The 24,248-nt window shown below is 48.4% G+C and carries 18 protein-coding genes; 12 read left to right on the top strand and 6 right to left on the bottom strand.

Annotated elements, in window-relative coordinates; translation table 11 throughout:
* The first annotated feature begins 64 nt into the window (after positions 1-64).
* Positions 65-2,722: an ATP-dependent chaperone ClpB gene (gene clpB, locus AC0KUT_RS17765; protein WP_488831728.1), complete on the top strand. Its 2,658-nt coding sequence runs from the start codon at positions 65-67 to the stop codon at positions 2,720-2,722.
* 125 nt (positions 2,723-2,847) lie between these two features.
* Here clpB and AC0KUT_RS17760 read toward each other — a convergent pair whose 3' ends face one another.
* Complete coding sequence (locus AC0KUT_RS17760) at positions 2,848-3,252, bottom strand: DUF4124 domain-containing protein (protein ID WP_488831727.1); 405 nt, start codon at positions 3,250-3,252, stop codon at positions 2,848-2,850.
* Between the two features lie 286 nt (positions 3,253-3,538).
* Between AC0KUT_RS17760 and AC0KUT_RS17755 the strand changes: the two genes are divergently transcribed.
* The 3 genes from AC0KUT_RS17755 to ilvN are packed head-to-tail and all read left to right on the top strand — an operon-like array spanning position 3,539 to position 6,116.
* The gene (locus AC0KUT_RS17755; RefSeq protein ID WP_488831726.1) at positions 3,539-3,835 is read left to right on the top strand and encodes a hypothetical protein; all 297 of its coding nucleotides are present in this window, start codon (positions 3,539-3,541) and stop codon (positions 3,833-3,835) included.
* Positions 3,836-3,886: 51 nt separating this feature from the next.
* The gene (locus AC0KUT_RS17750) at positions 3,887-5,623 is read left to right on the top strand and encodes an acetolactate synthase 3 large subunit (RefSeq protein ID WP_488831725.1); all 1,737 of its coding nucleotides are present in this window, start codon (positions 3,887-3,889) and stop codon (positions 5,621-5,623) included.
* 1 nt (position 5,624) lies between these two features.
* Positions 5,625-6,116 (top strand): acetolactate synthase small subunit, encoded by a 492-nt coding sequence (gene ilvN / locus AC0KUT_RS17745; protein WP_488831724.1) that lies wholly within the window; start codon positions 5,625-5,627, stop codon positions 6,114-6,116.
* A 109-nt stretch (positions 6,117-6,225) separates the two neighbouring features.
* Here the strand turns inward: ilvN and AC0KUT_RS17740 are convergent, their stop codons facing one another.
* The gene (locus AC0KUT_RS17740) at positions 6,226-6,618 is read right to left on the bottom strand and encodes a hypothetical protein (RefSeq protein ID WP_488831723.1); all 393 of its coding nucleotides are present in this window, start codon (positions 6,616-6,618) and stop codon (positions 6,226-6,228) included.
* A gap of 136 nt (positions 6,619-6,754) precedes the next feature.
* On the opposite strand from AC0KUT_RS17740, the gene AC0KUT_RS17735 reads away from it, so the two are divergent.
* A complete protein-coding gene (locus AC0KUT_RS17735) occupies positions 6,755-7,768 on the top strand; it encodes a Gfo/Idh/MocA family protein (RefSeq protein WP_488831722.1) in 1,014 nt (337 codons plus the stop codon).
* A gap of 222 nt (positions 7,769-7,990) precedes the next feature.
* On the opposite strand, the gene AC0KUT_RS17730 is transcribed toward AC0KUT_RS17735, so the two are convergent.
* Complete coding sequence (locus AC0KUT_RS17730) at positions 7,991-9,877, bottom strand: Ig-like domain-containing protein (protein ID WP_488831721.1); 1,887 nt, start codon at positions 9,875-9,877, stop codon at positions 7,991-7,993.
* 258 nt (positions 9,878-10,135) lie between these two features.
* On the opposite strand from AC0KUT_RS17730, the gene AC0KUT_RS17725 reads away from it, so the two are divergent.
* Entirely contained in the window at positions 10,136-11,035 is a 900-nt protein-coding gene (locus tag AC0KUT_RS17725; protein WP_488831720.1) for a hypothetical protein, read from the top strand.
* A gap of 49 nt (positions 11,036-11,084) precedes the next feature.
* Here AC0KUT_RS17725 and AC0KUT_RS17720 read toward each other — a convergent pair whose 3' ends face one another.
* Complete coding sequence (locus AC0KUT_RS17720; protein ID WP_488831719.1) at positions 11,085-11,825, bottom strand: helix-turn-helix domain-containing protein; 741 nt, start codon at positions 11,823-11,825, stop codon at positions 11,085-11,087.
* Positions 11,826-12,015: 190 nt separating this feature from the next.
* On the opposite strand from AC0KUT_RS17720, the gene AC0KUT_RS17715 reads away from it, so the two are divergent.
* The 5 genes from AC0KUT_RS17715 to AC0KUT_RS17695 are packed head-to-tail and all read left to right on the top strand — an operon-like array spanning position 12,016 to position 20,052.
* Entirely contained in the window at positions 12,016-15,510 is a 3,495-nt protein-coding gene (locus AC0KUT_RS17715) for an acyl-[ACP]--phospholipid O-acyltransferase (protein ID WP_488831718.1), read from the top strand.
* Between the two features lie 53 nt (positions 15,511-15,563).
* A complete protein-coding gene (locus AC0KUT_RS17710; protein WP_488831717.1) occupies positions 15,564-16,322 on the top strand; it encodes a sterol desaturase family protein in 759 nt (252 codons plus the stop codon).
* Positions 16,322-17,242 carry a fatty acid desaturase gene (locus tag AC0KUT_RS17705; RefSeq protein ID WP_488831716.1) on the top strand — a complete coding sequence of 307 codons (921 nt, stop codon included), beginning with the start codon at positions 16,322-16,324 and terminating at the stop codon, positions 17,240-17,242. The genes AC0KUT_RS17710 and AC0KUT_RS17705 overlap by 1 nt, the downstream gene beginning before the upstream one ends.
* Positions 17,242-19,179: an iron-containing redox enzyme family protein gene (locus tag AC0KUT_RS17700; protein ID WP_488831715.1), complete on the top strand. Its 1,938-nt coding sequence runs from the start codon at positions 17,242-17,244 to the stop codon at positions 19,177-19,179. Before AC0KUT_RS17705 ends, AC0KUT_RS17700 begins: the two co-directional genes overlap by 1 nt.
* A 3-nt stretch (positions 19,180-19,182) precedes the next feature.
* A complete protein-coding gene (locus AC0KUT_RS17695; RefSeq protein ID WP_488831714.1) occupies positions 19,183-20,052 on the top strand; it encodes a DUF6999 family protein in 870 nt (289 codons plus the stop codon).
* Here AC0KUT_RS17695 and AC0KUT_RS17690 read toward each other — a convergent pair.
* Positions 20,049-21,989 carry a putative bifunctional diguanylate cyclase/phosphodiesterase gene (locus AC0KUT_RS17690; RefSeq protein WP_488831713.1) on the bottom strand — a complete coding sequence of 647 codons (1,941 nt, stop codon included), beginning with the start codon at positions 21,987-21,989 and terminating at the stop codon, positions 20,049-20,051. The two genes, AC0KUT_RS17695 and AC0KUT_RS17690, sit on opposite strands and share 4 nt — an antisense overlap.
* A 145-nt stretch (positions 21,990-22,134) precedes the next feature.
* Positions 22,135-22,998 carry an HTH-type transcriptional activator IlvY gene (gene ilvY, locus AC0KUT_RS17685; RefSeq protein WP_488831712.1) on the bottom strand — a complete coding sequence of 288 codons (864 nt, stop codon included), beginning with the start codon at positions 22,996-22,998 and terminating at the stop codon, positions 22,135-22,137.
* 167 nt (positions 22,999-23,165) lie between these two features.
* Here ilvY and ilvC point away from each other — a divergent pair, with 167 nt between their 5' ends.
* Positions 23,166-24,182, top strand: coding sequence for a ketol-acid reductoisomerase (ilvC, locus tag AC0KUT_RS17680; protein WP_488831711.1), 1,017 nt, complete (start codon positions 23,166-23,168; stop codon positions 24,180-24,182).
* The last annotated feature ends 66 nt before the right edge of the window (positions 24,183-24,248 follow it).

The following is a 24,248-nucleotide window of genomic DNA, read 5'->3' as shown; positions in this document are numbered from 1 at the left end:
AATTACACCGCTGCGCCCCCACGTCTGAAGCATTGGGTTAACTCTGTTTTCTTGAGGCTTCAACATGCGTATAGATCGTCTTACCAACCAACTTCAATTAGCGCTCTCAGATGCTCAGTCTATTGCCTTGGGGCAAGACCACAGCCAGCTTGACCCGCATCACCTGCTGCTCGCGATGATCGACCAAAAGGGCGCGGGCAGTGTGCGCTTAGTGCTCACGCAAGCTGGGTTCGATGTAGCAGGTTTGCGTACCGCGCTCAATGCGCAGTTAGAAAAACTAGCGCGTATTCAAAACCCCACAGGCGAAGTCAGCATGTCACCGGATATGGTGCGCTTGTTAAATCTTGCTGATCGTCACGCGCAAAAAGTGGGCGATAAATTTGTCTCCAGCGATTCCGTACTCCTTGTTGCCATGATTGAAATGCAGGGCGGTATCGGCGAGTTGCTGAAAAAATACGGTAATGTACAGCGCTTGCAGCAAGCTATTCAAAAAGCGCGCGGCGGCGAGTCCGTTGACGATGCCGATTCAGAAGGCAGTCGCCAAGCCCTTGAAAAATACACCGTCGATTTAACCGCGCGCGCCGAAGCTGGGAAGCTCGACCCAGTGATCGGCCGCGACGATGAAATTCGTCGCACTATTCAGGTGTTGCAGCGTCGCAGTAAAAACAACCCTGTATTAATCGGTGAGCCGGGCGTGGGTAAAACTGCGATTGTAGAAGGTTTGGCGCAGCGCATTGTGAATGGCGAAGTGCCGGAAGGTTTAAAAAATAAACGCGTCCTGTCATTAGATATTGCTGGGTTGTTGGCGGGCGCAAAATTTCGCGGTGAATTTGAAGAGCGATTAAAAGCCGTCATTAATGAACTGAGTCGCCAAGAAGGGCGCATTATTTTATTTATCGATGAATTGCACACCATGGTGGGCGCTGGAAAAGGCGAAGGCGCTATGGATGCTGGCAATATGCTCAAGCCCGCCTTGGCGCGCGGTGAGTTGCATTGCGTGGGTGCGACTACGCTCGATGAATATCGCAAATTTATTGAAAAAGATGCTGCGCTCGAGCGCCGCTTTCAAAAAGTACAAGTGGATGAACCCAGTGAATCTGACACCATTGCTATTTTGCGCGGGTTAAAAGAGCGCTATGAAGTTCACCACGGTGTGGATATTACCGATGCGGCGATTATTGCTGCTGCAAAGTTGTCTCAGCGCTACATCACTGATCGCCAGCTGCCGGATAAGGCCATTGATCTTATCGACGAAGCCGCGAGCCGTATTCGGATGGAGATCGACTCCAAGCCAGAAGAGATGGATCGCTTGGAACGCCGTTTAATTCAATTAAAAATTGAACGCGAAGCAGTGAAAAAAGAAGAGGATGACGCGAGTAAAAAACGCCTCGCGAAAATTGATGCGGATATCGAAAAGTTTGATCGGGAATATGGCGACCTTGAAGAAATTTGGCGCGCAGAAAAAGCGGCATTGCAGGGCTCGCAAGAAATTAAAAGCCAGCTAGAACAGGCGCGCTTAGACTTGGAGGCAGCGCGCCGCAGCAGCGACTTAACGCGCATGTCAGAATTGCAATACGGCATAATTCCGCAATTGGAAAAACAGTTGGATATGGCTGGCCAAGCGGAAATGATGGATATGAAGTTGTTGCGCAACAAAGTCACCGACGAAGAGATTGCCGAAGTGGTGTCTAAATGGACCGGTATTCCTGTGTCCAAAATGTTAGAAGGTGAGCGCGAAAAATTGCTGCGTATGGAAGACGCTTTACACAATCGTGTTATTGGCCAGCACGAGGCGGTAGTTGCTGTCTCTAATGCAGTGCGGCGCTCGCGTGCGGGCTTGTCAGATGCCAATCGTCCCAATGGTTCCTTTTTGTTTTTAGGGCCAACAGGCGTGGGTAAAACAGAGCTGTGTAAATCGCTGGCTGAATTTTTGTTTGATACTGCCGATGCCATGGTGCGTATCGACATGTCGGAGTTTATGGAAAAGCATTCAGTCGCACGCTTAATCGGTGCGCCGCCCGGTTATGTTGGCTATGAAGAGGGTGGTTACCTTACGGAGGCCGTGCGCCGCAAACCCTATTCTGTTTTGTTGTTGGATGAAGTGGAAAAGGCGCACCCTGATGTGTTCAATATTTTACTGCAGGTGTTGGATGATGGCCGTTTAACCGATGGCCAAGGGCGCACCGTAGATTTCCGCAACACGGTTATTGTTATGACGTCTAATTTGGGTTCCGATCGCATTCAGGAGCTAGCGGAAGATAAATCTTTCGACACCGTCAGCTTCGACAGTGTGGTGGGCGGCGACATGAACAACTCGCTCAATAACGAAAATCGCTACAACGCCATGAAAGATGCCGTGATGGACGTGGTGACTAGTCACTTCCGCCCGGAGTTTATTAACCGCATTGATGAGGTGGTGGTGTTTCACCCACTGGGGCGCGAGCAGATTCGTGGTATTGCCGATATTCAATTGGACTTGTTGCGTAAGCGTTTGGCCGAGCGCGATTTAGGTTTGGAGTTGGATGACGCGGTAATGGATCGTTTAGCCTTGGCAGGGTTTGACCCTGTTTATGGCGCGCGGCCGTTAAAGCGTGCGATACAGCAGCAAATTGAAAACCCTTTGGCGCAGGATATTTTGGCCGGTAAATTTATGCCGGGCGCCATTATTCACGGCTCAGTTGTGGGCGATAAGCTGGTGTTTGAGGCGAAGCGCGCGCATTAAGTTTGCGCCTGCTTTGAGGGCGAATATTTTTTAAGGTCGAAATAACAAACCCCTCATGGTTGCAACAGTTGTTGTCATCATGAGGGGCTTGTTGTTTTAGATCGAAGGCTTTTTAAGGGAGCGGTTTAGCAGCTTTCATCAGCAATTTTTTGCATATTGGCAATTTTAGCGTTCTTTTCTTCTTCGCTTAATACGCGTAACTCGCCGTTCTCATCCTTTACTTTGATGCGGCTGTAGCTTTTTAATTCATTTAAATTATGTTTGGCCTGTGCGCAGCGTTCGGGGTTTTGCGTCATTACTTCTGTGCCGCCACTCTTGGTTTGAGGCGTTGCTGCGGGCGCTTCTGCCGCTGGCTCTGCTGCACTGTGACCTGTGCGAGCATGAATGAGGCTCGCGTTTACATCTTTGGGCGGGCGCTCTCCGTAGTGAACGGTGCCGTTTTTATCTGTCCAAGTGTAAACCTTTGCGGCTTCTGCCATATGGCCTGCAATAAGCCCAGCTACTAAAAATAATGTTGCTACGTATTTCATGAAAACGGCCTTTTGGATTGCTATAGCGTCAACTATAGACCGATTGCAGCGGGAGTGGAACTGCAATTCAAGATAATGTGAGCCAGTACAGTAGGGGCTTGAGTGGCGAAATACCTAGAGTGCGATAATGTTTTTACCTTGTGGCCTGTTTAGCCTTCCCTCGCTCTTATCACTTGGTTCTTCAATTATTGGGTCGTATGGTTATTGATTGTTGATTCTTTTGCGGCGTTTTAACCGTGGCAGCGATAGTGCTGAGTTAAAAATAACCTTTTAGGGTGTTATTTTCTTGACATTGGTGCTTATCTTGGGACAATTGCTGCTTCTGCCAGATGGTCAGTGGTTGTTCCTCCAATTTGGATCTTCCACTCCCCCGATAAGTCACCCTCTTATCGCCCCATCTGCTGGCGTCGCGGTTATTCACCCTGGCGCCGAGCAAGCCGCTGTTTACCTGCAGGGTTTGCGCTGGTCCGATCTTGGCCTTGCCGGGCTTCGTATCGTGGATCATTCAACTGCGAAAGCTCGTCGCCCTGCCGCCGACTCTCGCCAACTTATGTGCTCAAGCACAAACGCCTCCAATCACTAAAGCCCTCGGGGTTTTAGCGGCGTAAATTTGATACCTAAAAGGGGAATCATCGTGGAAATGCTTTCAGGCGGAGATATGCTCATCCGCGCCTTAAGAGACGAGGGCGTAGAACACGTTTTCGGTTATCCAGGCGGCGCTGCGCTTCATATCTATGACGCTATTTATCGTCAATCTGACGTACAACACATTCTTGTTCGCCATGAACAAGCGGCGACTCACGCGGCTGACGGCTATGCCCGTTCAACCGGTAAGGTCGGTACTGTACTGGTGACCTCCGGCCCAGGTGCGACCAATGCCATTACTGGTATTGCGACGGCCTATATGGATTCTATTCCGATGGTGGTGATCTCGGGTCAGGTGCAAAGTCACTTGATCGGTGAAGACGCCTTCCAGGAAACCGACATGGTGGGTATTTCGCGCCCTATCGTTAAGCACAGCTTTATGGTTAAGCACCCGAGCGAAATTCCGGATATCGTTAAAAAGGCTTATTACATTGCTGCTACTGGCCGCCCCGGCCCTGTGGTTATCGATGTGCCTAAGGATTTGACTGCGCCTACGCACACCTTTCCTTACGAATATCCCGATAAGGTAAAGCTGCGCTCATACTCGCCAGCGACCCGTGGTCACTCTGGCCAAATTAAAAAAGCAGTGCAGTTGCTGCTTGCCGCTAAGCGCCCCGTTATCTATGCCGGTGGCGGAGTCGTGCAAGGCAACGCTTCAGATTTGCTAACGGAACTGGTTAAGTTACTCGACTTCCCCTGCACTAATACCTTGATGGGCTTGGGTGCTTACCCTGCGACTGACAAGCGCTTTTTGGGCATGTTGGGCATGCACGGGACTTTTGAGGCCAACACTGCCATGCATCATAGCGATGTAATTTTGGCTATAGGTGCGCGTTTTGATGACCGCGTGACCAACACCGTGAGCAAGTTTTGCCCTAACGCTAAAATCATTCATATCGACATAGACCCGGCGTCTATTTCAAAAACCATCGCTGCTGATGTACCTATTGTGGGTGCGGTTGATAGCGTTCTGGGTGAAATGCTCGCCTTGATTAAAGAAGCGGACGAGCAACCAGATGCAGAAGCGATTGCAGCTTGGTGGGTACAGATTAATGAGTGGCGTGAGCGTCACGGTATTTATCATCAAAACCGTTTCGATACCACGACCGATAAAATTAAACCGCAAGAAGTTATTCAAGCGGTGTGGGACGTAACCAAGGGCGACGCCTTTGTGACGTCTGACGTTGGTCAGCATCAAATGTTCGCGGCGCAGTACTACAAGTTCGACAAGCCACGTCGCTGGATCAACTCCGGTGGTCTCGGCACCATGGGCTTTGGTTTGCCTGCGGCTATGGGGGTGCAGATGGCGCATCGCGATGCAACCGTGGTGTGTATTACGGGCGAAGGCTCAATTCAAATGTGCATTGAAGAGTTGTCATGCTGCACGCAATACCGTTTGCCGGTAAAAATTATCTGCCTTAACAACCAAGCCTTGGGCATGGTGCGTCAGTGGCAAGATATGCAATACCAAGGTCGCTACGCCGAAAGCTTGTATGAAGACTCTTTGCCAGACTTCGTAAAACTCGCCGAAGCTTATGGCCACGTAGGTATGCGCGTCACCAAAAAAGAAGACTTGAAAGCCAAGTTGGAAGAGTGTTTTGCCATGACCGATCGCGTGGTGTTTATGGATATCATGGTTGATCAAAGTGAACACGTTTACCCCATGCAAATTGCGCCCAACGGCTCTATGCGCGACATGTTATTAAGCAAAACGGAGCGTACATAAAATGCGGAGAATCATTTCTGTTTTATTGGAAAACGCCCCCGGTGCTTTATCGCGTGTAGTGGGTTTGTTCTCCCAACGCGGTTACAACATTGAAAGTTTAACGGTTGCGCCAACGGAAGATCCAACGCTCTCGCGTTTGACCTTAACCACCTTGGGTGACGATCACAAAATCGAGCAAATCACCAAACACCTCAACAAATTAATTGATGTGGTGAAGCTGGTTGATTTAACCGAAGGCGCGCACATAGAGCGCGAGTTGATGTTGATTAAAGTCAAAGCGTCAGGCGCTCAACGTGCAGAAGTAAAACGCTGCGTGGATATTTTTCGCGGTCAAATCATCGACGTTACCAGCTCGCTTTACACCATTCAAATTACCGGTGCGAGCGATAAGCTTGATGCCTTTTTACAAGCTGTTGGCGACGCCTCGATTATTGAAGTAGTGCGCAGCGGTGTGAGTGGTATATCGCGCGGTGAGAAAGTGTTGAGTTTGTAACTAAGCAACGCGCAATAAAAAAGCCGAAGCGCTATTAAGGGCTTCGGCTTTTTTATTGGGCTGATGTAAAAAGTTGCAGCTATCTTCTTTCTAACTAGCCGCTATTTTTCTATCGAGAAATATCAGTAATGCCATCTGATTCAACGAGGCCCGCTAGCGTATCAACCGCTACATCAAGCGTATCGCCGCTGTAAAAGTCTGGTTTTCCGCCATCGGCACTGAGCGACTTTCTGACACTTTTAGCGTTGCCAAAACGTGCACTTGCAATATTGAATGTAACCTGTCCATTTTGCACAGATTCAATTTTCATCACACCGTAGGGGTAAGAGCTTTGATTGTCAGAGGGGAAAAACGATTTTAGTTTGACTGTGTAAACATCGCCAACTTGAGGTGCCTTAGCATAACCGGCATTTTGTTCTTTCGCGTAAAGAGAATAGGCAAAGCCCACGGCAAGCAATACAACAAATCCAATTGCTTTAGTTTTCCATCCAAAATTAAACATATTAACTCCTGTAATTTCCATTGTTTGAAAAGCGTGCGTATATTAGTTCAGCGGGTGTTTTATGCGCAAGCTAATTTTTTACGAAGGCGTGAGACTGCGAAGTGGATTATTTTTAAATGCATAAGGTGGCAACACAATGAAATACGTTTTAGTGGGTACGGGTACAATTAGTGATACCTATATTGCCGCAATAACTGCATTGCAGGTGGCAGGGCAAATAACGGGTGACATAGTTGCCTGTGTTTCTCGCTCGGGTCGTAAACCAGCGTCGCGGCCGGAGTTGCCGTGCTTCGCAACACTCGATGCGGTGAGTTGCGCGTTTGATGCCGTTATTTTAGCGACGCCAAATGGTTTACATTGCGAGGGTGCACTGCAAGCAGCGCGGCTTAAAAAACATGTGTTGTCCGAAAAACTTCTCGCCATTAATAGCGCGCAAGCCGAGCAAATGCTGCGTGCTTGCGCGCAGGCGGGTGTGGTCTTAGCGGTGAGTTTTCAGCGCCGCACTAATCCCGATGTTCGCGCCATTAAACAATTAATTGATACTGATGCTTTTGGCAAAATATTTGCCGCCGATCTCTCGGTAAAATGCTATCGCGCGCAGAGTTATTACGACAGTGGCAGCTATCGCGGCGGTTGGGATATAGATGGCGGCGGGCCCTTTATGCAGCAAGCTGCGCACAACCTAGATATTTACGGCTGGTTCTTCGGGCTGCCCGCGCGCGTGGTGAGTGAGCTGGATACCTTTGCGCACAATATAGAAGTAGAAGACCACGGCGCCGCCTTGCTGCGTTACGGCCCCGAAACAGGCTGCAACAATGCCGGCATGATCGGCACCTTAGTCGCATCAACCGCCACTCGCCCCGGCTTCGCCACCCGCTTAGAGGTTCACTGTGACAAGGGCTCATTTACACTAACAGACGATGTAATCTCTGCTTGGCATATAGATGGCATTGCCAACCCTACGAATACCCAGTTTCACTATGAACACAATGGCGCCGTCAGCGCCGCTGTTGCCGACAGCAGCGCGCACCGAGCGATTATTCAGGATTTTGAGGCGGCCATAGCAACAGGTACAGAGCCTATCGCCAGTGGCAAGTCGGCGGCGCTAACGACAAGATTGATTGAGATGGTATATAGCAGTAAACGCTAATTTTTTAGTGTTGATGACCTGAAATAGATTAATTGATGATAAGTTTTTTGTGGCGGCTTGTTCATATTTTGGTGCCGCAGATACCTAATGATTTTAAAGGGTACGCGTTGCGAAGCGAGGTTGATTTTATATGACTAGATGCTGTCTCTGGAATCCAAAAAGCCGAATCAGTGATTGATTCGGCTTTTTGGGCTTATGGCGGTAACCTTAAACTCTATTCATTTACGATATTAGTGGGTTCGTGTTTTTCAATGCTATTAGTTGTTTTCGATTAATTAAGAGTGAGCCTAGCAGTAAAAGGAAAAACAAATTACTGCTGCCTCCGCCAGATTTTTTTCCGTCATTGGGTGAGCTGGATGTGGTTGATTCCGCCTTAATAGTTAAATTTATAGTAGCTATGATTGATTCGGTACCATCATTGTCTTTTACTGTGTACTGAATCTTGTCAGCAGTGGCTGCACCTTTATTTTGCACATAATCTAGCGTGCCATCGCTGTTAACAATTACGTCGCCATAGAGCGGTTGTGTTTTGATGTTAATGGTATCTACTTGCAGTATCCCATCGCTATCAGTGTCATTGTTTAATGGGTGGAGTACGGTTTTTATATTAGGTGTTACCGTCAATGCATCATCGATTGCAATGGGCGCTTTATTGTTGTTAATAATATTAACACTTGCTGTTTGCTGTGCTTTGTAGCCTTCTGCATTTTTAATAACGAGCGTGACCTTGATGAATTTGCTCGTTATACGGTTGGGGAGTGAGGGGGCTACAAAGTTTGGTCTAGATGTATCGGCGTTCTTAATGATTAAGCCGGGTTGATCTGTGCTCCAGCTAAACGATAGCGATGAGCCTTTTGGGTCAAAAGAATTCGACGCGTCGAGATTGATGGTGGTGCCTTCAGGTGTATCAGCTATGACGCTAATTGCAGCAGTGGGCACTTTATCATTTACTGCGTTATAGGCCACTTCACCTTTTAGCGCGGGAGCCGTTGTTGATTCGCAGTGTTGCTCAAAGGATGCTTTGAATCCTATAGGATCGGCCAACCTTAATTGCTTAATTTCAAATGTACCAAAGCTTTGGTTGCAGCCTCTCCCATCACCCGAAATACTTAAGCCTGCGGCGGTAGTGGCTTGAAAAGGGTAGCGCTCTGCATAAGGATAATTTTTGATAGCGAGGGGCGTGTTGCCCGGCGCGGAAAAGTTCAGATCCCACCAGCTACTGCTGCTAACACTGAGCGTTACTGCATTTGACCAGTCTGAAGTGGATAGGCTGATCGTACTGTTATTGTTATCAAAGTAGTAAGATTTTCCCCGACTAATGTAGTCATTCGCCGCACCGCTAAATTGAAGATAAGTTTGCGGATCGCTTTTACTGCTTGCATGAATTATCAGGTTGGTTGACGCGGAAACATTAGCCGTGCTGGTGACAGTCAGTTTGAACTCTAGATCTTCGCCGCCCAGATTGACATCACTCGGGAGTGTAATAGTTGTTTTGCTCGCGCTAGTATTCAGTATGCTGGTGGTCTTACCTTTAGTTTGCTCCCATTTGTAGCCTGCTGGGGCTGGGTTTGACACAGATTTTTCAGCGCTGATATCTATAGCACTTCCCTCTAGAGCATTTATTGTTGATGCAGTAGCAATAGCCAGTACACCGGTATAGGGAATGGGTGTGTTGGAGTTGATTCGAATACTGCCTCTTAATGCGGCGGTGCCACCTTCGCAATGTTGTACAAAATCTAGAGCAAGTTTTGATGAGGCTATATCAACTTCATAAATATAGAACTCGCCTTTGATTGTGTTGCAGCCTCGACCTTGACCGCCGATATCTATACCGGGGTTCAAGGGGCCGCGAAAAGGATCGCGTTCGGCATTAAAAAAGCCACCTGCGGCTATTTTTCGATTGTTGGGTGCGCTAAAGCTCATGCTAAATACATTGGTGGAGATGGATATTCTGGAGTCGCTTATTTCGGTGGAGTTTATATCAGATGCTAATAGGGTGTAGTTATTGCCGGCACCAATATAGTCGCCGTTATCGCTAGTCATGGATATTTGCGAGCTCGCGTGAGCCATCGATGTGAGTAGTCCTAGGCTAAGTAAAAAGTAACGCATACTAAAAGTTCCTTGATGTATGGTAGTGGTATTAAGCGCGCCAATCATATCGAAAATGTAAGGCTACGGATATTTTTCCTTACGAATTCTTACTATTTATGGTAAGTGTGAAGCTATGCCTCATAACCTTGCCAGCTCACAAGGGTTAAAAGATTTTTGCAAGGACCTAAGGCGACTACACTCTAATAGACAGCTGTAGCTAGAATGGCTAGAGTTTTTTGGGTCCCGCGCCGCTAGCGCATTAAGGTTTCTTCTATATTGAAAATAATGTTTTTGTATTTATTGTTACTGATAAACATCACCGCTAGCGCAAGTGAAATGGCGAAGGCACCTATGGTGGTGACTATTCCCTATATGGAGCGGGCGAGTGCGCACCGCGACTATGCGGATGCGTTGCTTAAATTGGCACTGGAGCTTTCTTCGGGAAAGTACGGCCCTTATGACATCATTCAACAGCGCCAGCAGACTGTTATTCGGCGCCAATTGGTAGACCTTGAAGGTGGGAAAGCGCTATCAGTTGCTGTTTCTATGCCTATGCCTGAGTGGCGAGATAGAACATTGATGGTGCGTTTTCCTATCATGCAAGGGCTGGCAAGTTACCGGATGTTTTTGGCCCATAAAAATAATAAAGTTAAATTGAATGAGCTTGCTTCACTGGCAGAGTTCAAACAGTTAAAAATAGGTCAGGGCCAAGGGTGGTCTACGGGGAAGTTGCTAGAAGCTAATGGTTTTCAGGTTGTTTATGGTGGGCCTTACGCAACCTTGGTGCCTATGCTTAATTCGGATCGCTTTCATTTATTAATGCGCGGTGTATATGAAATAGCGCCAGAGTTTAGTGTTTATAGTGCCGCTATGCCCAATCTTTATATGGTGGATAATCTGGCCGTGTACACCTATTTACCCATGTATTTTTTTGTGAGCAAGCGGCAGCCAATATTGGCCGCGCGGTTGGAGTACGGGCTTAAAAAGGCCTATGAGTCTGGGCAGTTCGATGCGCTTTTTCAGCACTACTTTAGTGATGCGCTTAAGTTACTAAGTCAGCAGGCGCGCCAAATATTTTATTTGGAAAATATTAATATCGATGCTTCCTACTTTGAGCATGACAAGCCGTACTTGCTGGATTCAATTCGGCAATTGGAAATAAAGCACCCGCACTAGCCATACCCTTGTTTTTTTTTCGTTCTTTCTTTGTCCTTTCCTCCTAAAACTATTCAGTATTACGCAACAGCGGCTGCAATAAACCGTATCGCCAATTGCGCGCGGCAAGCACCAGGGTTACTCCATGGCGTTCGGCGAAAGGCAGTTGCGCATCTTGATTGTTCAGTTCATCAAACTCGCGTGCCAGGCGTTTTAATTTGCGCTGCAGTTCTTTATGGGCATCGTGAGAGAGCATGCCGTTAAGCACCTGTAGGCTTTCGTTTTCATGCGCGAATTTGTGTTTAAAAAATTCCTCTGCAATGCGCTCCTGAAAAAACTGCTGAATGGGGCCGCCTTCGCGCCAACCAAAATTAGGGGCAACGCGCAATTTTATTTTGTTGTGTGGCAACAGCTCTATCACCTTAAGGCGATCGAGTGTGGCCAGTTGTTGGATGCATTGGTGTTCGGTGATTTTGTAGTAGTTGAGTATGTCATCCAGCGTCCAGCGGTTGAGTACGCATACGGTAATCAGCAACAGCACTAAATTCTGGGTGATTTGCTCCTCTTGCTCATGGGTGAGCTGGTGCAGCCGAGGTTGCTGTTCGTGCATAAGTTGCACTAAATCAGAAATTTCCATATCCATGAGCTGGCAAATTTGCTCTAGGCGCTGCAGCGACAAATGCTGCTCGGCGAACAGGCGTTTTACACTGGCTTCTGTTAAATCCAAGTGCGCAGCGACTTTTGCGTAGGTCAAGCCGTGGCTTTTTAGTGCCTTTTTGAGGGTGGCGAGAAGTGTATTTAATTGCGCCATAAACAGTGGGTTCCCAGTATGAAACGGTAAAAAGTAGCAATATAGGCAACTTTTGGTGAGTTATAAAGCGACTCTGTACAAATGGGTGGAAATACCGCGCTCACCTAGGCATGCTGGCCGCGCTTAATAACTCAGCGCACTTTGCCATTACAAAGGGCGCACTTTATTTGAACTGAAAGGAGATACACCTGTGCAAGCTTTGCATCGTATTAAAGGATTCCTACCCTATCTGGCGGTGTTGTTTATCAACGCCTTTGTGGACTTAGGGCATAAAATAATTATTCAAAATACGCTGTTTAAAATTTACGACGGCAATCAGCAGGTGGTGCTCACGGCTATTGTGAATGCCCTTATCCTCATTCCTTTTATTCTGTTGTTTTCCCCCTCCGGCTTTATCGCGGACAAGTTTGCCAAGCATAAAGTCATGCGCTACAGCGCCTGGGTGGCGGTGGCAGCTATGGCAGTGATTCTGTTTGCGTACTATCAGGGCTGGTTTTGGTTGGCCTTTGCCATGACTTTCATATTGGGTGTTCAGGCAGCGATTTATTCGCCCGCTAAATACGGATACATTCGCGAACTGGTGGGCGATACCCAGCTCGCTGCGGCAAACGGTATTGTGCAGGCAGTCACCATAGTCGCCATGCTCGGCGGCACCTTCGTGTTTTCGGCGGGCTTTGAATTCTTATTGGCGGGCACTGCCTTTACTGATACCAGCAGTATTATCGCGCACATAGCGCCCTTGGGTTGGCTGCTGGTAGCGCTGGCGCTGCTGGAGTTGTGGGCCGCGCATAAATTGCCAAATCGCGCAGCGGCAAACTTGGTAGGTGCTGAGTTGCCTGGGGTTAAACACTTTGCCATGAGCGAATATTTGCGCGGCAGTTATTTGCAGCGCAATTTAAAAATAGTGGCGAATAAGCGCGCTATTTGGCTCTCTATTGTTGGCCTAACCATGTTTTGGGCGATCAGCCAAGCGGTGCTCGCCTCCTTCCCCGCGTTTGCCAAAGAGGTGTTGCACCAAACCAATACCTTGGTGATTCAGGGTATTTTGGCCTGCACAGGCATTGGCATTATTGTTGGCTCGCTCTGGGCGGGCAAACTCTCCAAAAACTATATTGAACTCGGTTTAATTCCCATTGGTGCCTTGGGCTTTGCATTAATGCTAGGCCTGCTGCCTACGCTCACATCGGCCTATGCGATGGCGCTTACGTTTATGGTCTTGGGGGTGTTGGGCGGGCTCTTTATTATTCCCCTGAATGCGCTCATTCAGTATCACGCCAAAGCAAATGAATTGGGTACGGTCTTGGCGGGCAATAACTGGATTCAAACCCTGGGCATGATTTCATTTCTCGGCCTGACCATTGTGTTAGCCAATGCGGGTGTTAGCAGCGCACAACTATTTGGTTTGTTGATGTTAGTAGCGCTTGCGGGTGCACTTTATACCCTTTATGAATTGCCGCATTCACTCACGCGTATTGCCGCCTCTTTTTTAATTCAGGGTAAATATAAAATTGCAGTGGTGGGGTTTGATCACCTACCTAAAACCGGCGGCGCGCTGCTGCTTGGTAACCACATAAGTTGGATCGATTGGGCGATGGTGCAAATTGCCTGCCCGCGTCCCGTGCGTTTTGTAATGCTGCGCAGTATTTACGAACAGTGGTATTTGAAACCCATCTTTAAATTTTTTGGTGTTATTCCTATTAGCAGTGGGCAGAGTAAAGAGTCGCTGCAAAAAATTAATGAGCTGTTAAAGGCAGGTGAGGTTGTCTGTTTGTTTCCAGAAGGGGCGATTAGCCGCACTGGCTCGTTGGGAATGTTTCATACCGGTTTTGAGCGTGTAGTGGAAGGCGTTGAAGGCGCAATTATTCCTTTCTATTTACATGGTTTATGGGGCAGCCGCCTGTCGCGCGCGCGCAGTGAAAAGTTGCGCCAAAATACCGCGCGCGGCCTGCGTCGAGAAGTGGTTGTAACCTTCGGCCCGCCGCTACCTATGGCAACCCAAGCGGCAGAGCTTAAGCAAAAAGTATTTGAATTGTCGTTTGATGCCTGGGAGCAGCAAAGTGCAGAGTTTGACCCTATTCCTCTCGCGTGGATTCGCTCGGCGCAAGAGCGTTTAGGGGCGACCAGTGTGATAGACACTAACGGCTTGGAAATGAGCAACGGCAAAATGCTCGCGGCTACCTGTGCTTTTGCAAAACAAATGCGCCGCTATGATTCTGAGGCCAATGTCGCCATCTTATTGCCCGCCAGTAGCGCGGCAACTATCGCCAATATGGCGGTAATGTTAAATGGCCAAACGGCGGTTAACCTTAATTTCACCACCAGTGTTCAGGCGGTGCAGGCGGGGGTTAAAAACGCGGCTATAAAAACTGTATTTACCTCTGAGAAATTTATTAACAAATTGCACAGCAAAGGCATAGATACCGATGCCATGCTGCAGGGCTTGCAGGTCGTCCACATGGAGGCCTTAAAAGAGCAGCTTGTTAAATTGGATGTGGTCTTTGCGTTTATTGCGGCGCATATACTGCCTGCGCTGGCTTTCTATCGCCTCTATGGTCGCCCTGTGAATGTTAATCAACCAGCGGCGATTCTATTTTCCAGCGGCAGTGAAGGTGTACCTAAGGGCATAGTGCTCAGTCATCGCAATTTTATGGCGAACATAAAACAAATTAGCGATGTACTGAAAACCCGTGACGATGATGTAGTCATGGGCTGTTTGCCGCCCTTCCACTCCTTTGGTTTAACCGTAACCACGCTGCTGCCCTTAATTGAAGGAATTCCCGTTGTCTGCCATCCAGACCCGACTGATGTGTTGAATATCGCCAAGGCGATAACCCGTCATAAGGTGACTATGATGTGTGCCACGGCAACTTTTTTACGCCTCTACACCCGCAACAAAAAAGTACAGCCGCTCATGTTGGATTCTTTGCGTGTAGTAGTGGCGGGCGCAGAAAAGTTGGCACCCGAAGTGCGCGCGGAATTTCAGCAACGCTTTAATAAAACCATTTACGAAGGCTATGGCGCGACAGAAACCACGCCTGTGGCCAGTGTGAATATTCCCGATCAGCTCGACCCGAATGATTGGCGCGTGCAAACGGGCAATAAGCTTGGCACCGTGGGCTTGCCGTTACCCGGCTGCGCTTTTCGTGTGGTGGACCCGGTAAGTTTGGATAGCTTGCCCGTGGGGGAAGACGGCCTCATTCTTATTTCGGGAACGCAGGTTATGCTGGGCTACCTGAATGATGCAGAAAAAACGCAGTCAGTTATTGTGGAGTTAGATGGTCGCCGCTGGTACAAAACCGGCGATAAAGGCCATTTGGATGCCGACGGTTTCCTCAGTATCGTGGATCGCTATTCGCGCTTTGCCAAACTCGGCGGCGAGATGATTAGCCTGGGCGCCGTAGAGCAAGAAGTTAAAAAGGCGCTTGAGGATACTGAGGTTGAATTGGTGGCAGTCAATATTCCCGATGAAAAGAAAGGCGAGAAAATTGTATTGCTGATCAATAAAGAACTCGATGTCAGTGAATTGCGTCAGCGCTTGCTGGCAATTAATTGCAATCCACTGCTGATTCCCTCACAGGTAAATACAGTGGCTGCCATTCCAAAATTGGGCAGTGGCAAAACAGATTTTGCGGCGGCTAAGGCGCTCGTGCTGAATGGAGCGAGCGAGCTTGCGGAAGCCGTTTAACCCTGCCGATATAATGTGTAATGCTACAGAGTTTGAACACAAAGGAAGTTTAGATGCGTGAGTTTATTTTACAGTGCACGGCCTTCGAGATAGCCGCTGTTGGCGTGGTGTTTTTTGCGGGCATCTATCTGCTGTTTGGCTCGCTGAATGTGTTGCTGACCCAGCACCTGTTGCCAGCATTGAATATTGGCGGCACCTTAGACCCTCGCCCCTTGGGAGAGGGGCAGCATAAGCGCGAGCTGTTGTTGTCTGCAGGTTCAATTGCCATTTTTGGTGTAGGCATGATCTTCCCTTGGGGGTTGTTGCAATTGGGCTGGGCGCACTTAGCGGTAAACCCATCGGGTTTGCAAATTTGTGTGGAAATTTTAGCGCTGGTGATTTGGAATGAAATTCATTTTTATGCCAATCATTGGTTGCTGCACACCCCGTGGTTGCGCCGTTTTCATATGCCGCATCACCGCTCGGTGGTGACTTCGCCTTGGTCAACCTATGCGTTTCACCCGGTAGAGGCCATGATGTTGGGCAATGTTATTTTGTTGCCTATGCTGGCCCACGACTTTAGTGTTTATGCGCTATTTTCTGTGCCCCTGTTCAGTTTGCTGTTCAATAGTATTGGGCATGCCAATTACGATTGGAAAAAAACCGGCATGAGTGCTTGGCACACTGCCAGTCGCCGTCATCACCTGCACCATGCCTGCTTCTCGGGAAATTTTGGTTTTATGTTTCCCTTCATGGATCAGCTGTGCAAAACCACATTGCCCTTGGACGCAGCCGATAAACAAATTAAGCGCTGGCGCGAGCGCGAACAATAATGCGCAACTGGCGTGATGGGCAGAGCCTTGGCTATTTGTTGCTCCTACCTTTATTGGTGTTTTGGCAGTGGCAACAGGGCTTCAGTTGGCCGCTCTATTTACTCGAATTGTTTTTGACCCTGGGGGTAGGAGTGATTCACCATAATCACACGCACCTGCGCATTTGGCGCTGGCGCTGGTTGAATCGCCTTACAGATTTATGGATTTCGCTGCTGCAGGGGCACCCTAGCTTTGTGTTTTATCCTGCGCATATTGCCAACCATCACCGCTATAAGCATGGAGCAAAAGATGCGGCGCGCACCTACAGATTTAATGCACCGGGCGCGCGTGGTGACAGCAATAATCTCGTGGGTTATTTGCTGCACCCAGTGCAGGCGGGAGTGGTGTTGTATCCCTTAATTTTCGCCTGGCTAAAACAGCGCTATAACAAGCAACGCGCCTATTTTTATTTTTGCTTGTTGCAGTATTTTATAGTGCTGGGGGCTTGGTGCTGGCTGGCCTTACTCGATTGGCGCAAGTGGCTAGTGTTGGTGCTTATTCCCCAGCTACACGGATTGCACTGGCTGCTGGCGACCAATTACTTGCAGCATGCCCACGCCGATGGGAGCGGAAACAATTTGAATTTTGCGCGCAACTTTTATGGGTTGGTAAACCCTCTACTTTTTAATATTGGGTTGCATACCGCGCATCATTTCCACCCGCGCGCGCACTGGTCGCAACTTGCGGTGTTGGATGAACACTATAAGCCGCGCGTTGCCCCTCAGCTTATTGAGCGCGGCTTAGTGCGCTATATGTTGCGCACCTATGTTTTAGCGCTGGTGCATCCGCGCTGGCGCAGTCAAAGCCTTCACGTTAATCATCATTTAGCTAACAGCTGCCGCATGCACGATAGCCACAGCTTACCCAAAAGGAATACCTAATGCCTACTCGTTACACATCGGTTTATTTACAGTCTACCGGCTACCATTTGCCCGGTGCGCCCGTTAGCAATGAGGCTATGGATGCCTATGTTGCGCCGATTAATCGCATTTCATTGCGTATCAAACAAAAAATTCTCGCTGAGAATGGCATTAGGCAGCGCCACTACGCGATTGATGGTGAAGGTAATACTCTAATGTCGCACGCACAGCTTGCGGCTACCGCGATTCGCCAGTGTTTAACCCAGGCTAGGGTGTCATTGGATGATGTGGGTTTGTTGACCATGGGCTCTACCGGTAGCGATGCATTAATCCCTGGCTTTGCCGCTATGGTGCAGGGTGAGCTGGGTGCGCCGCCGATGGAAACTCTCTCCAGTTTAGGTGTATGCGCATCGGGTATTGCTGCGCTAAATTATGCAGCCCAATCAATTGAGCTGGGTGCACACCAGCAGGCCGTGGTTGCTGCGGCAGAAATGCCCTCGCGTATTTTTAAAAAAAGCCGCTTCGCACCGCGCGGTTACAAAAGTGATTTTGATGCACACTTTTTGCGTTGGATGCTCTCCGATGGCGCCGGTGCACTATTGCTAACGAATAAGCCTAATGCTTGTTCGCAGGCAAAAAATAATATTCGTTTGAAGCTAAACTGGGTTCACCAAAAAAGCTTTGCGGGTGATTACCCTGTGTGTATGCAATTGGGCTTGACGGAGGATCGCAGCAAATCCTTTTTGGATTTCCCCTCATCGAGCGAAGCGGAGGCCGAGGGTGCCTTGGCACTGCGGCAGGATATTCGTTTACTGCCACATTTGTTTGATGTCAGCATTCACGAATACGTAAAGTTGGTGGCCGATGGCTGGGTGCACTCCAACGAGGTAGATCACTTTCTTTGCCATTATTCCTCCAATCGATTTATTCCGGTGGTGGAGGAATTGTTGGCCAAAGCGGGTTTGTCGATTCCGCGCGAGCGCTGGTATAGCAATTTAACCACGCGCGGCAATACCGGTTCTGCGTCTATTTTTATTATGCTGGCTGAATTTCTGGAAACCCGCGAGCTTAAACCGGGCGAAAAAATATTGTGCTTTATACCTGAGTCGGGGCGCATGACCGCCGCTTATATGTTGCTAGAGGTTGAAGCTGCTGATGCGCCTGTTCAAAAAGCAGTTGCTTCATCAATCGCCCAGTCAATCCCGCCATCAATTGCCCATTCGGTCGAGTTGGCACCCACGGCAGCTGTAAATGAATTGGCGATAATTCCGCCCCATGATCCTGCGTCTGCGCCTATTCATTTGCAGGAATTACTGCAGTCGCTCGCGGGGCTATGGCATGAGTATCGCTCGCAGGTTTGGCGCAGCCCCGTCATCCATAAATTAGTGGGCAATCAGTTCTCTGTTGAAGACTATCGCAATTGGACGGCCCAGTGGGTGCCGCAGGTGCGCGAAGGCAGCAAGTGGATGCGTGAGGCGGTTGCATCTCTGACCGATGAATTTTCGGCGCTGGCAGATTTAATTTCCATCCATGCGGGCGAAGAGCAAAATGATTTTAAAATTTTGTATGACGACTACCTTGCTGCGGGCGGCACTGCTGCACTTGACAGCCTAAAGCGAAACCCAGGCGGCGAAGCCTTAAATAGCTATTTACATGCGCTGGCGGCGACCAAAAATCCAGTGGGGTTATTGGGCGCTATTTATATTATTGAAGGAACCGGTCAGCGGATTGTGCCTGCGCTGTTGCCGCTCTTGCGTAAACAAGTAGACCTGCCCGCAAGCGCCTTTCGATTTTTAGAATATCACGGTGCGAATGACGAGCATCACCTTGCGCGCTGGCTAACGGCGGTGGAGCTGGTGTTGCTGGCGAACCCGCAAGCGGCAGCCGCTATGCTGACAACGGCTAAGCGTACGGCGCAATTATATTTGATGCAGTTTGAACATATTTTGGAGTTATAGAAAATGGATAATCCCCCGAAGTTTTTGGCGAAAGAGTTTGATGCGCGCGACCCAAGCCCTTGGTTGGCGCTTTATTTAGATCAAAGCACACCACTGCCTGATCATGTAAAAAAAGCCTGGCTAGCCGACTCGGAAGCACCATCGCGTCAGTTTCTATTGCCCTTTGTGCGTCCGCTTGCGCGCACGCTGATTGTATTAATTCAGATTGTTAAAGTGGTGGTGCCGCGCAATTGGGCGGCGTCCAAACTGCTGCATTGGATTCTCGCGACCGGCTTAAAATATTTTGTGCGCCCCGAGGCCAACTGGTTGGTACTGCGCCATTTTCATATGGGTGCGCAGATTCTGGAATTTATTGCGGCGAATGCACCGGTGGCGGTGGAGACTGCGCCACTCAAACCGATGAATCTGGATGACTTAAAAGATGAGTTGTTTTTAAAGCACGATTTAAATTTGTTTAACTTTGTGATTCGTTTGGGCAAGGCATTGCGCGCTGCCGATAAAAAACTGGTGCCGGTTGCACAGCCTGACTTCAGTATGATCACGGAACCGGAGCTAAAACTAGAATGCATGCCGCGCGGAAAATTAAACGGCATCGATTTGCAAACTGCGATTGAAATGTTTACCCCGACCTACCAATTATTTTTAACCGACAATGATTTTTGGCGCGCATCCAACTCGCTACAACTAGATGAAACCATCGGTATCTATGTCGCCACTATTTTAAATTCGCCGCAACATATGGTGTTAGTTAATAACAAGCATCCCCTCGTGCCTATGAGTACGTTGCGGGCCGGTAATCGCTTGGTGTTGCACGGACTGTCGACAGAAATGTTACATGCGCTTTTGATGGAGTTGAAAAGCCAGCAAAATTAAGTCATTAATTTGGAGAATTGATGTGCAGGTATGGGCTTACTAAATAAATAGCCCTGTAATATGTCGCAGTTGAGGTCTGCGAGTAGTTGCTGTTGTGCTTCTAGTTCAACACCTTCTGCAACCACCTTCAAGTTAAGCTGTTTGCCGAGCGCGAGAATCATTCCGGCTATAGCTTGATCATCATGAGAAGTATGAATGTTACGCACAAAGGCTATGTCAATTTTTAGCGTGTCTATTGGGAAGCGTTTTAAATAACTCAAGGATGAATAGCCTGTACCAAAATCATCTATAGCGAGAGTTACGCCGATATCTTTCAATGCCATCATAATTGTGATGACACTTTCTGGGTCTCTCGCCGCTACGGCTTCGGTTACTTCTAGCTCAATCATAGCGGGCGGAACCTGGAATTTATCCAGCGCGTTTTTTACTTGCGCACTAAATGCACTGTCTTGAAATTGTTGTGCAGAAATATTCACTGCAATCGGCAGCGAAATACTATGCGAATCTTTCCATTCGCGCCATTGCCTGCAGGCCTCTAGTAAAATCCAGTTGCCAATCGGAACAATCAACCCGCTTTCTTCTGCCACTGGAATGAAGTGTGCGGGCGATACTAGGGTGTCTTTATTGCGCCAGCGGATTAAAGCTTCACTACTGATGATTCTTAAGGTTTTTGTGTCTACCTTAGGTTGGTAGTGCAATTCGAACTTGTTTTCTTGTAAGGCGTTCCGCAATGCGCTTTCAGTGGAGAGCCAGTATTCATTCTCGGCGGTCATTCGCGCTTCAAACCAATGTATGTTGCCACTGATATTCTTGGCATTTATGGCCGCGAAGGCATTGCGTAATAAGCTGGTGGCTGTTTCGTTTGTGGGGGAGAATTCTGCGATACCAATACTCACGTCGCCGCGTAAATGACGTTCGTCAATGCTCATTATTTGTGTTGAGGTTTGTACTAGGTCTTCAGCAATTTTTTGAGTGGATTGGTGGGTGGTTTCAGGCGAATCTTGCTCGGCCTGTACGATGATCGCAAAGCTATCGGAGGTTACTCGATAGGTTTTATGTGTAGTATCAGCATGCTGTGTGGTGATGCGGCGCGCAACTAAGTTTAGTAGTTTATCTGCAATGATATGACCGTAGGTACTGGCGATAACATTAAGGCGATTGACGTGTATAACCAACAGCGCGCCTTGAGTCGCTGTTGTTAATAATTGCTCTATGTCTTTTTCAAGCAGTAAGCGATTGGGTAAGCCAGTGGCGCCGTCAAAAAAAGCTCGGCGATAAAGTTCATCTTGATCCTTCATTCGTCCGTAGAGAACAAATAAGACAAATGTAGATGTAATCATTACTGCCAGGCTGAAACCTAACTGTAATTGGGTTAAGTGACGTACTTGCTCTAAAGCTGTAATACCGCTGTTTTGTGCGGTGCTATTGATTTTGTCACTCCACTCATTGAGCAATACTGAAATGTCGTTAATTTTCAATTGCGCATTGGCGAGATGTTCGCGCAGTAAGTCCCAGTCTCGGTTATTGCTTTTTTTCATCTCTATATCAAACAGTTTTGCCGTTTGCGAAAAATTATTAACGAGGTCTACAAACTTTTGGCTGTCATCTGAATTCAGCCCTAAATTTTTGAGCGCGTGTAAATGCGCGCTGACCTTGTCATTGAGATGCTTGTCTTGGGGGCGCCAAATATCCTCATCGAGGGTCGCGTAGTAAAGGTAGAGTGCCACAACACGCTGCCCCATGGCAGTTTGCAGCTTATTGATTTCGCGAAGCTCGGGGATGCGGTAATCCGTCAAATTTGCGGCTTGATGCTTGAGTGTTTTACCTGCATTGAGCGTCAATCCGATAACCATTAAAGTTGATATGAGCACTGCGGCAAAAATCCCTAACAGTATTTTAAGTCGGTGTTTGTTGTTTGACCTAAGTGAGTATTGCACAGCGAATTCCAGTGGATGTAGTTTGAATCTCAACTATAGACGAGTTTATTGGGTGAGTGTTTTTAGGGATGTAGAGAATGGTTTTTATTAGAGAGGAGGGCATAGCAGTGCGCTATTTGTTGTTTAGGTTGATTGGGGTGTGGCGCTAGCGCTTTGCCAGTTGCTCCCAAAACGCACTCAGTATCGGGCTTTTTAAACGCTTTTCCATTACGCAGATTCCCATGTCGTAAGGCCCGAGATCAGGCTGCAAGCGGAATAGCTCTACCTTGTCAGCAAGCGGGCTGTTGTCTACCACTATCTTGGGGGCAACGCCCACCCCAAATCCCAAGCTCACCATGCTCACTATCGCCTCATTACCTTTTACTTCGGCATAGATGTTGGGCTTTATCTCTTGGGCTTTAAACCATTGGTCGAGACGTTCGCGCGCTATGCCTTCTTCGGGAATGATTACGGGGATTTCATCCCAGCTCGCCATGCTCCAGTCGGGCGCGGGTTTGGCGCTTATAAAGAGCAGCGGGGAGCGGGTGATGGGCTTGAAGCTGAGGCCTGTTGGCAGTTGTTCGGGTTGGGTGGCAATGGCGATATCTTCGTGCCCCGCAAGCACTCGCGCTATGGATTGGGCCGGGTCGCCGGTGTGGAGTTTGATGGCGATGCCCGGGTGCTTAACGCGAAACTCGGTGAGGATGTCATATAAGAAGCTGTAGCTGGCGGTGACCGAGCAGTAGATGCTGAGCTGGCCGTGGAGTTGATCGGCCTGCGCGAGCAGTGATTCTTGGTAGGTTTCCCACTGTTGTAATACTTCTTTCGCAAAGCTGAGGTAGTTTTGCCCCTCAAAGGTGAGTGCGACTGAGCGATTGTCGCGCTCAAATAAGCTTACGCCTAGATCCTCCTCTAGCTGTTTAATGTTGCGACTGAGGGTGGATGGGCTGACATGGCAGCTGGCGGCGGCGCGCCCAAAGTGCAGGCCATTCGCTAGTGCGCAAAAGAGCTTTAGTTTGGTGATGTCCAAGGAGGTGGCTCGTTAGGATTAGTTCGTTGTTTAGTTTATTGCATAAAGTGCAACATTAAAATGCGAATATATCATTTTACGTCATGTGGGTTTTTCCTTAAACTGCGCACCTGTTTTTCATTCGGGTCAATTGATCCTATTTCTATTGCTCATTTCAGGAGTCTGCCATGCACGTTTATTACGATAAAGATGCTGATCTTTCTATCATCCAAGGCAAAAAAGTAGCCATTATTGGTTACGGTTCACAGGGTCACGCTCACGCATGCAACCTGAAAGACTCAGGTGTTGATGTTGTTGTTGGTCTGCGTAAAGGTTCTGCCACTGTTAAGAAAGCTGAAGCTCACGGTCTGAAAGTGACTGATGTTGCTACTGCGGTTGCTTCTGCTGACGTTGTTATGATTCTGACTCCAGATGAATTTCAGTCAAAATTGTACGCTGATGAAATCGAGCCAAACATTAAGCAAGGCGCTACCTTGGCGTTTGCTCACGGCTTTGCGATTCACTACAACCAAGTTGTTCCGCGCAAAGACTTGGACGTAATCATGGTTGCTCCAAAAGCACCAGGCCACACCGTTCGTTCTGAGTTTGTTCGCGGCGGCGGCGTTCCTGATTTGATCGCTATCTACCAGGATGCTTCTGGTAAGGCGAAAGACACTGCACTGGCTTATGCGTCAGGCGTAGGTGGCGGTCGTACCGGTATTATCGAAACTACTTTTAAAGACGAAACTGAAACCGACTTGTTCGGCGAGCAAGCTGTGTTGTGCGGCGGTGCGGTTGAATTGGTAAAAATGGGTTACGAAACTTTGGTTGAAGCCGGCTACGAGCCAGAAATGGCTTATTTTGAATGCTTGCACGAGCTTAAACTCATTGTGGATCTGATGTTCGAAGGCGGTATCGCCAACATGAACTACTCAATCTCTAACAATGCTGAGTACGGCGAGTATGTAACTGGCCCTAAAGTAATCAACGAAGAGTCGCGTAAAGCGATGCGTCAAGCCTTGAAAGACATTCAGTCTGGCGAATACGCTAAGAAGTTCATCCTTGAAGGTGCTACTAACTACTCATCAATGACTGCTGCGCGTCGTAATAACGCTGCACACGGTATTGAAGTTGTGGGTAATAAGTTGCGTTCAATGATGCCTTGGATTCAAGCTAACAAAATCGTTGACCAAGCCAAGAACTAATTGGTTCTTGTTGATGGGTAAAACGCGGCTTAGGCCGCGTTTTTTTTTGCAAAAGTGTACAATGCC

This window comes from Cellvibrio sp. 25HG11W-0, from assembly GCF_057815475.1.
This window is presented reverse-complemented; position numbering and strand designations above follow the sequence as displayed.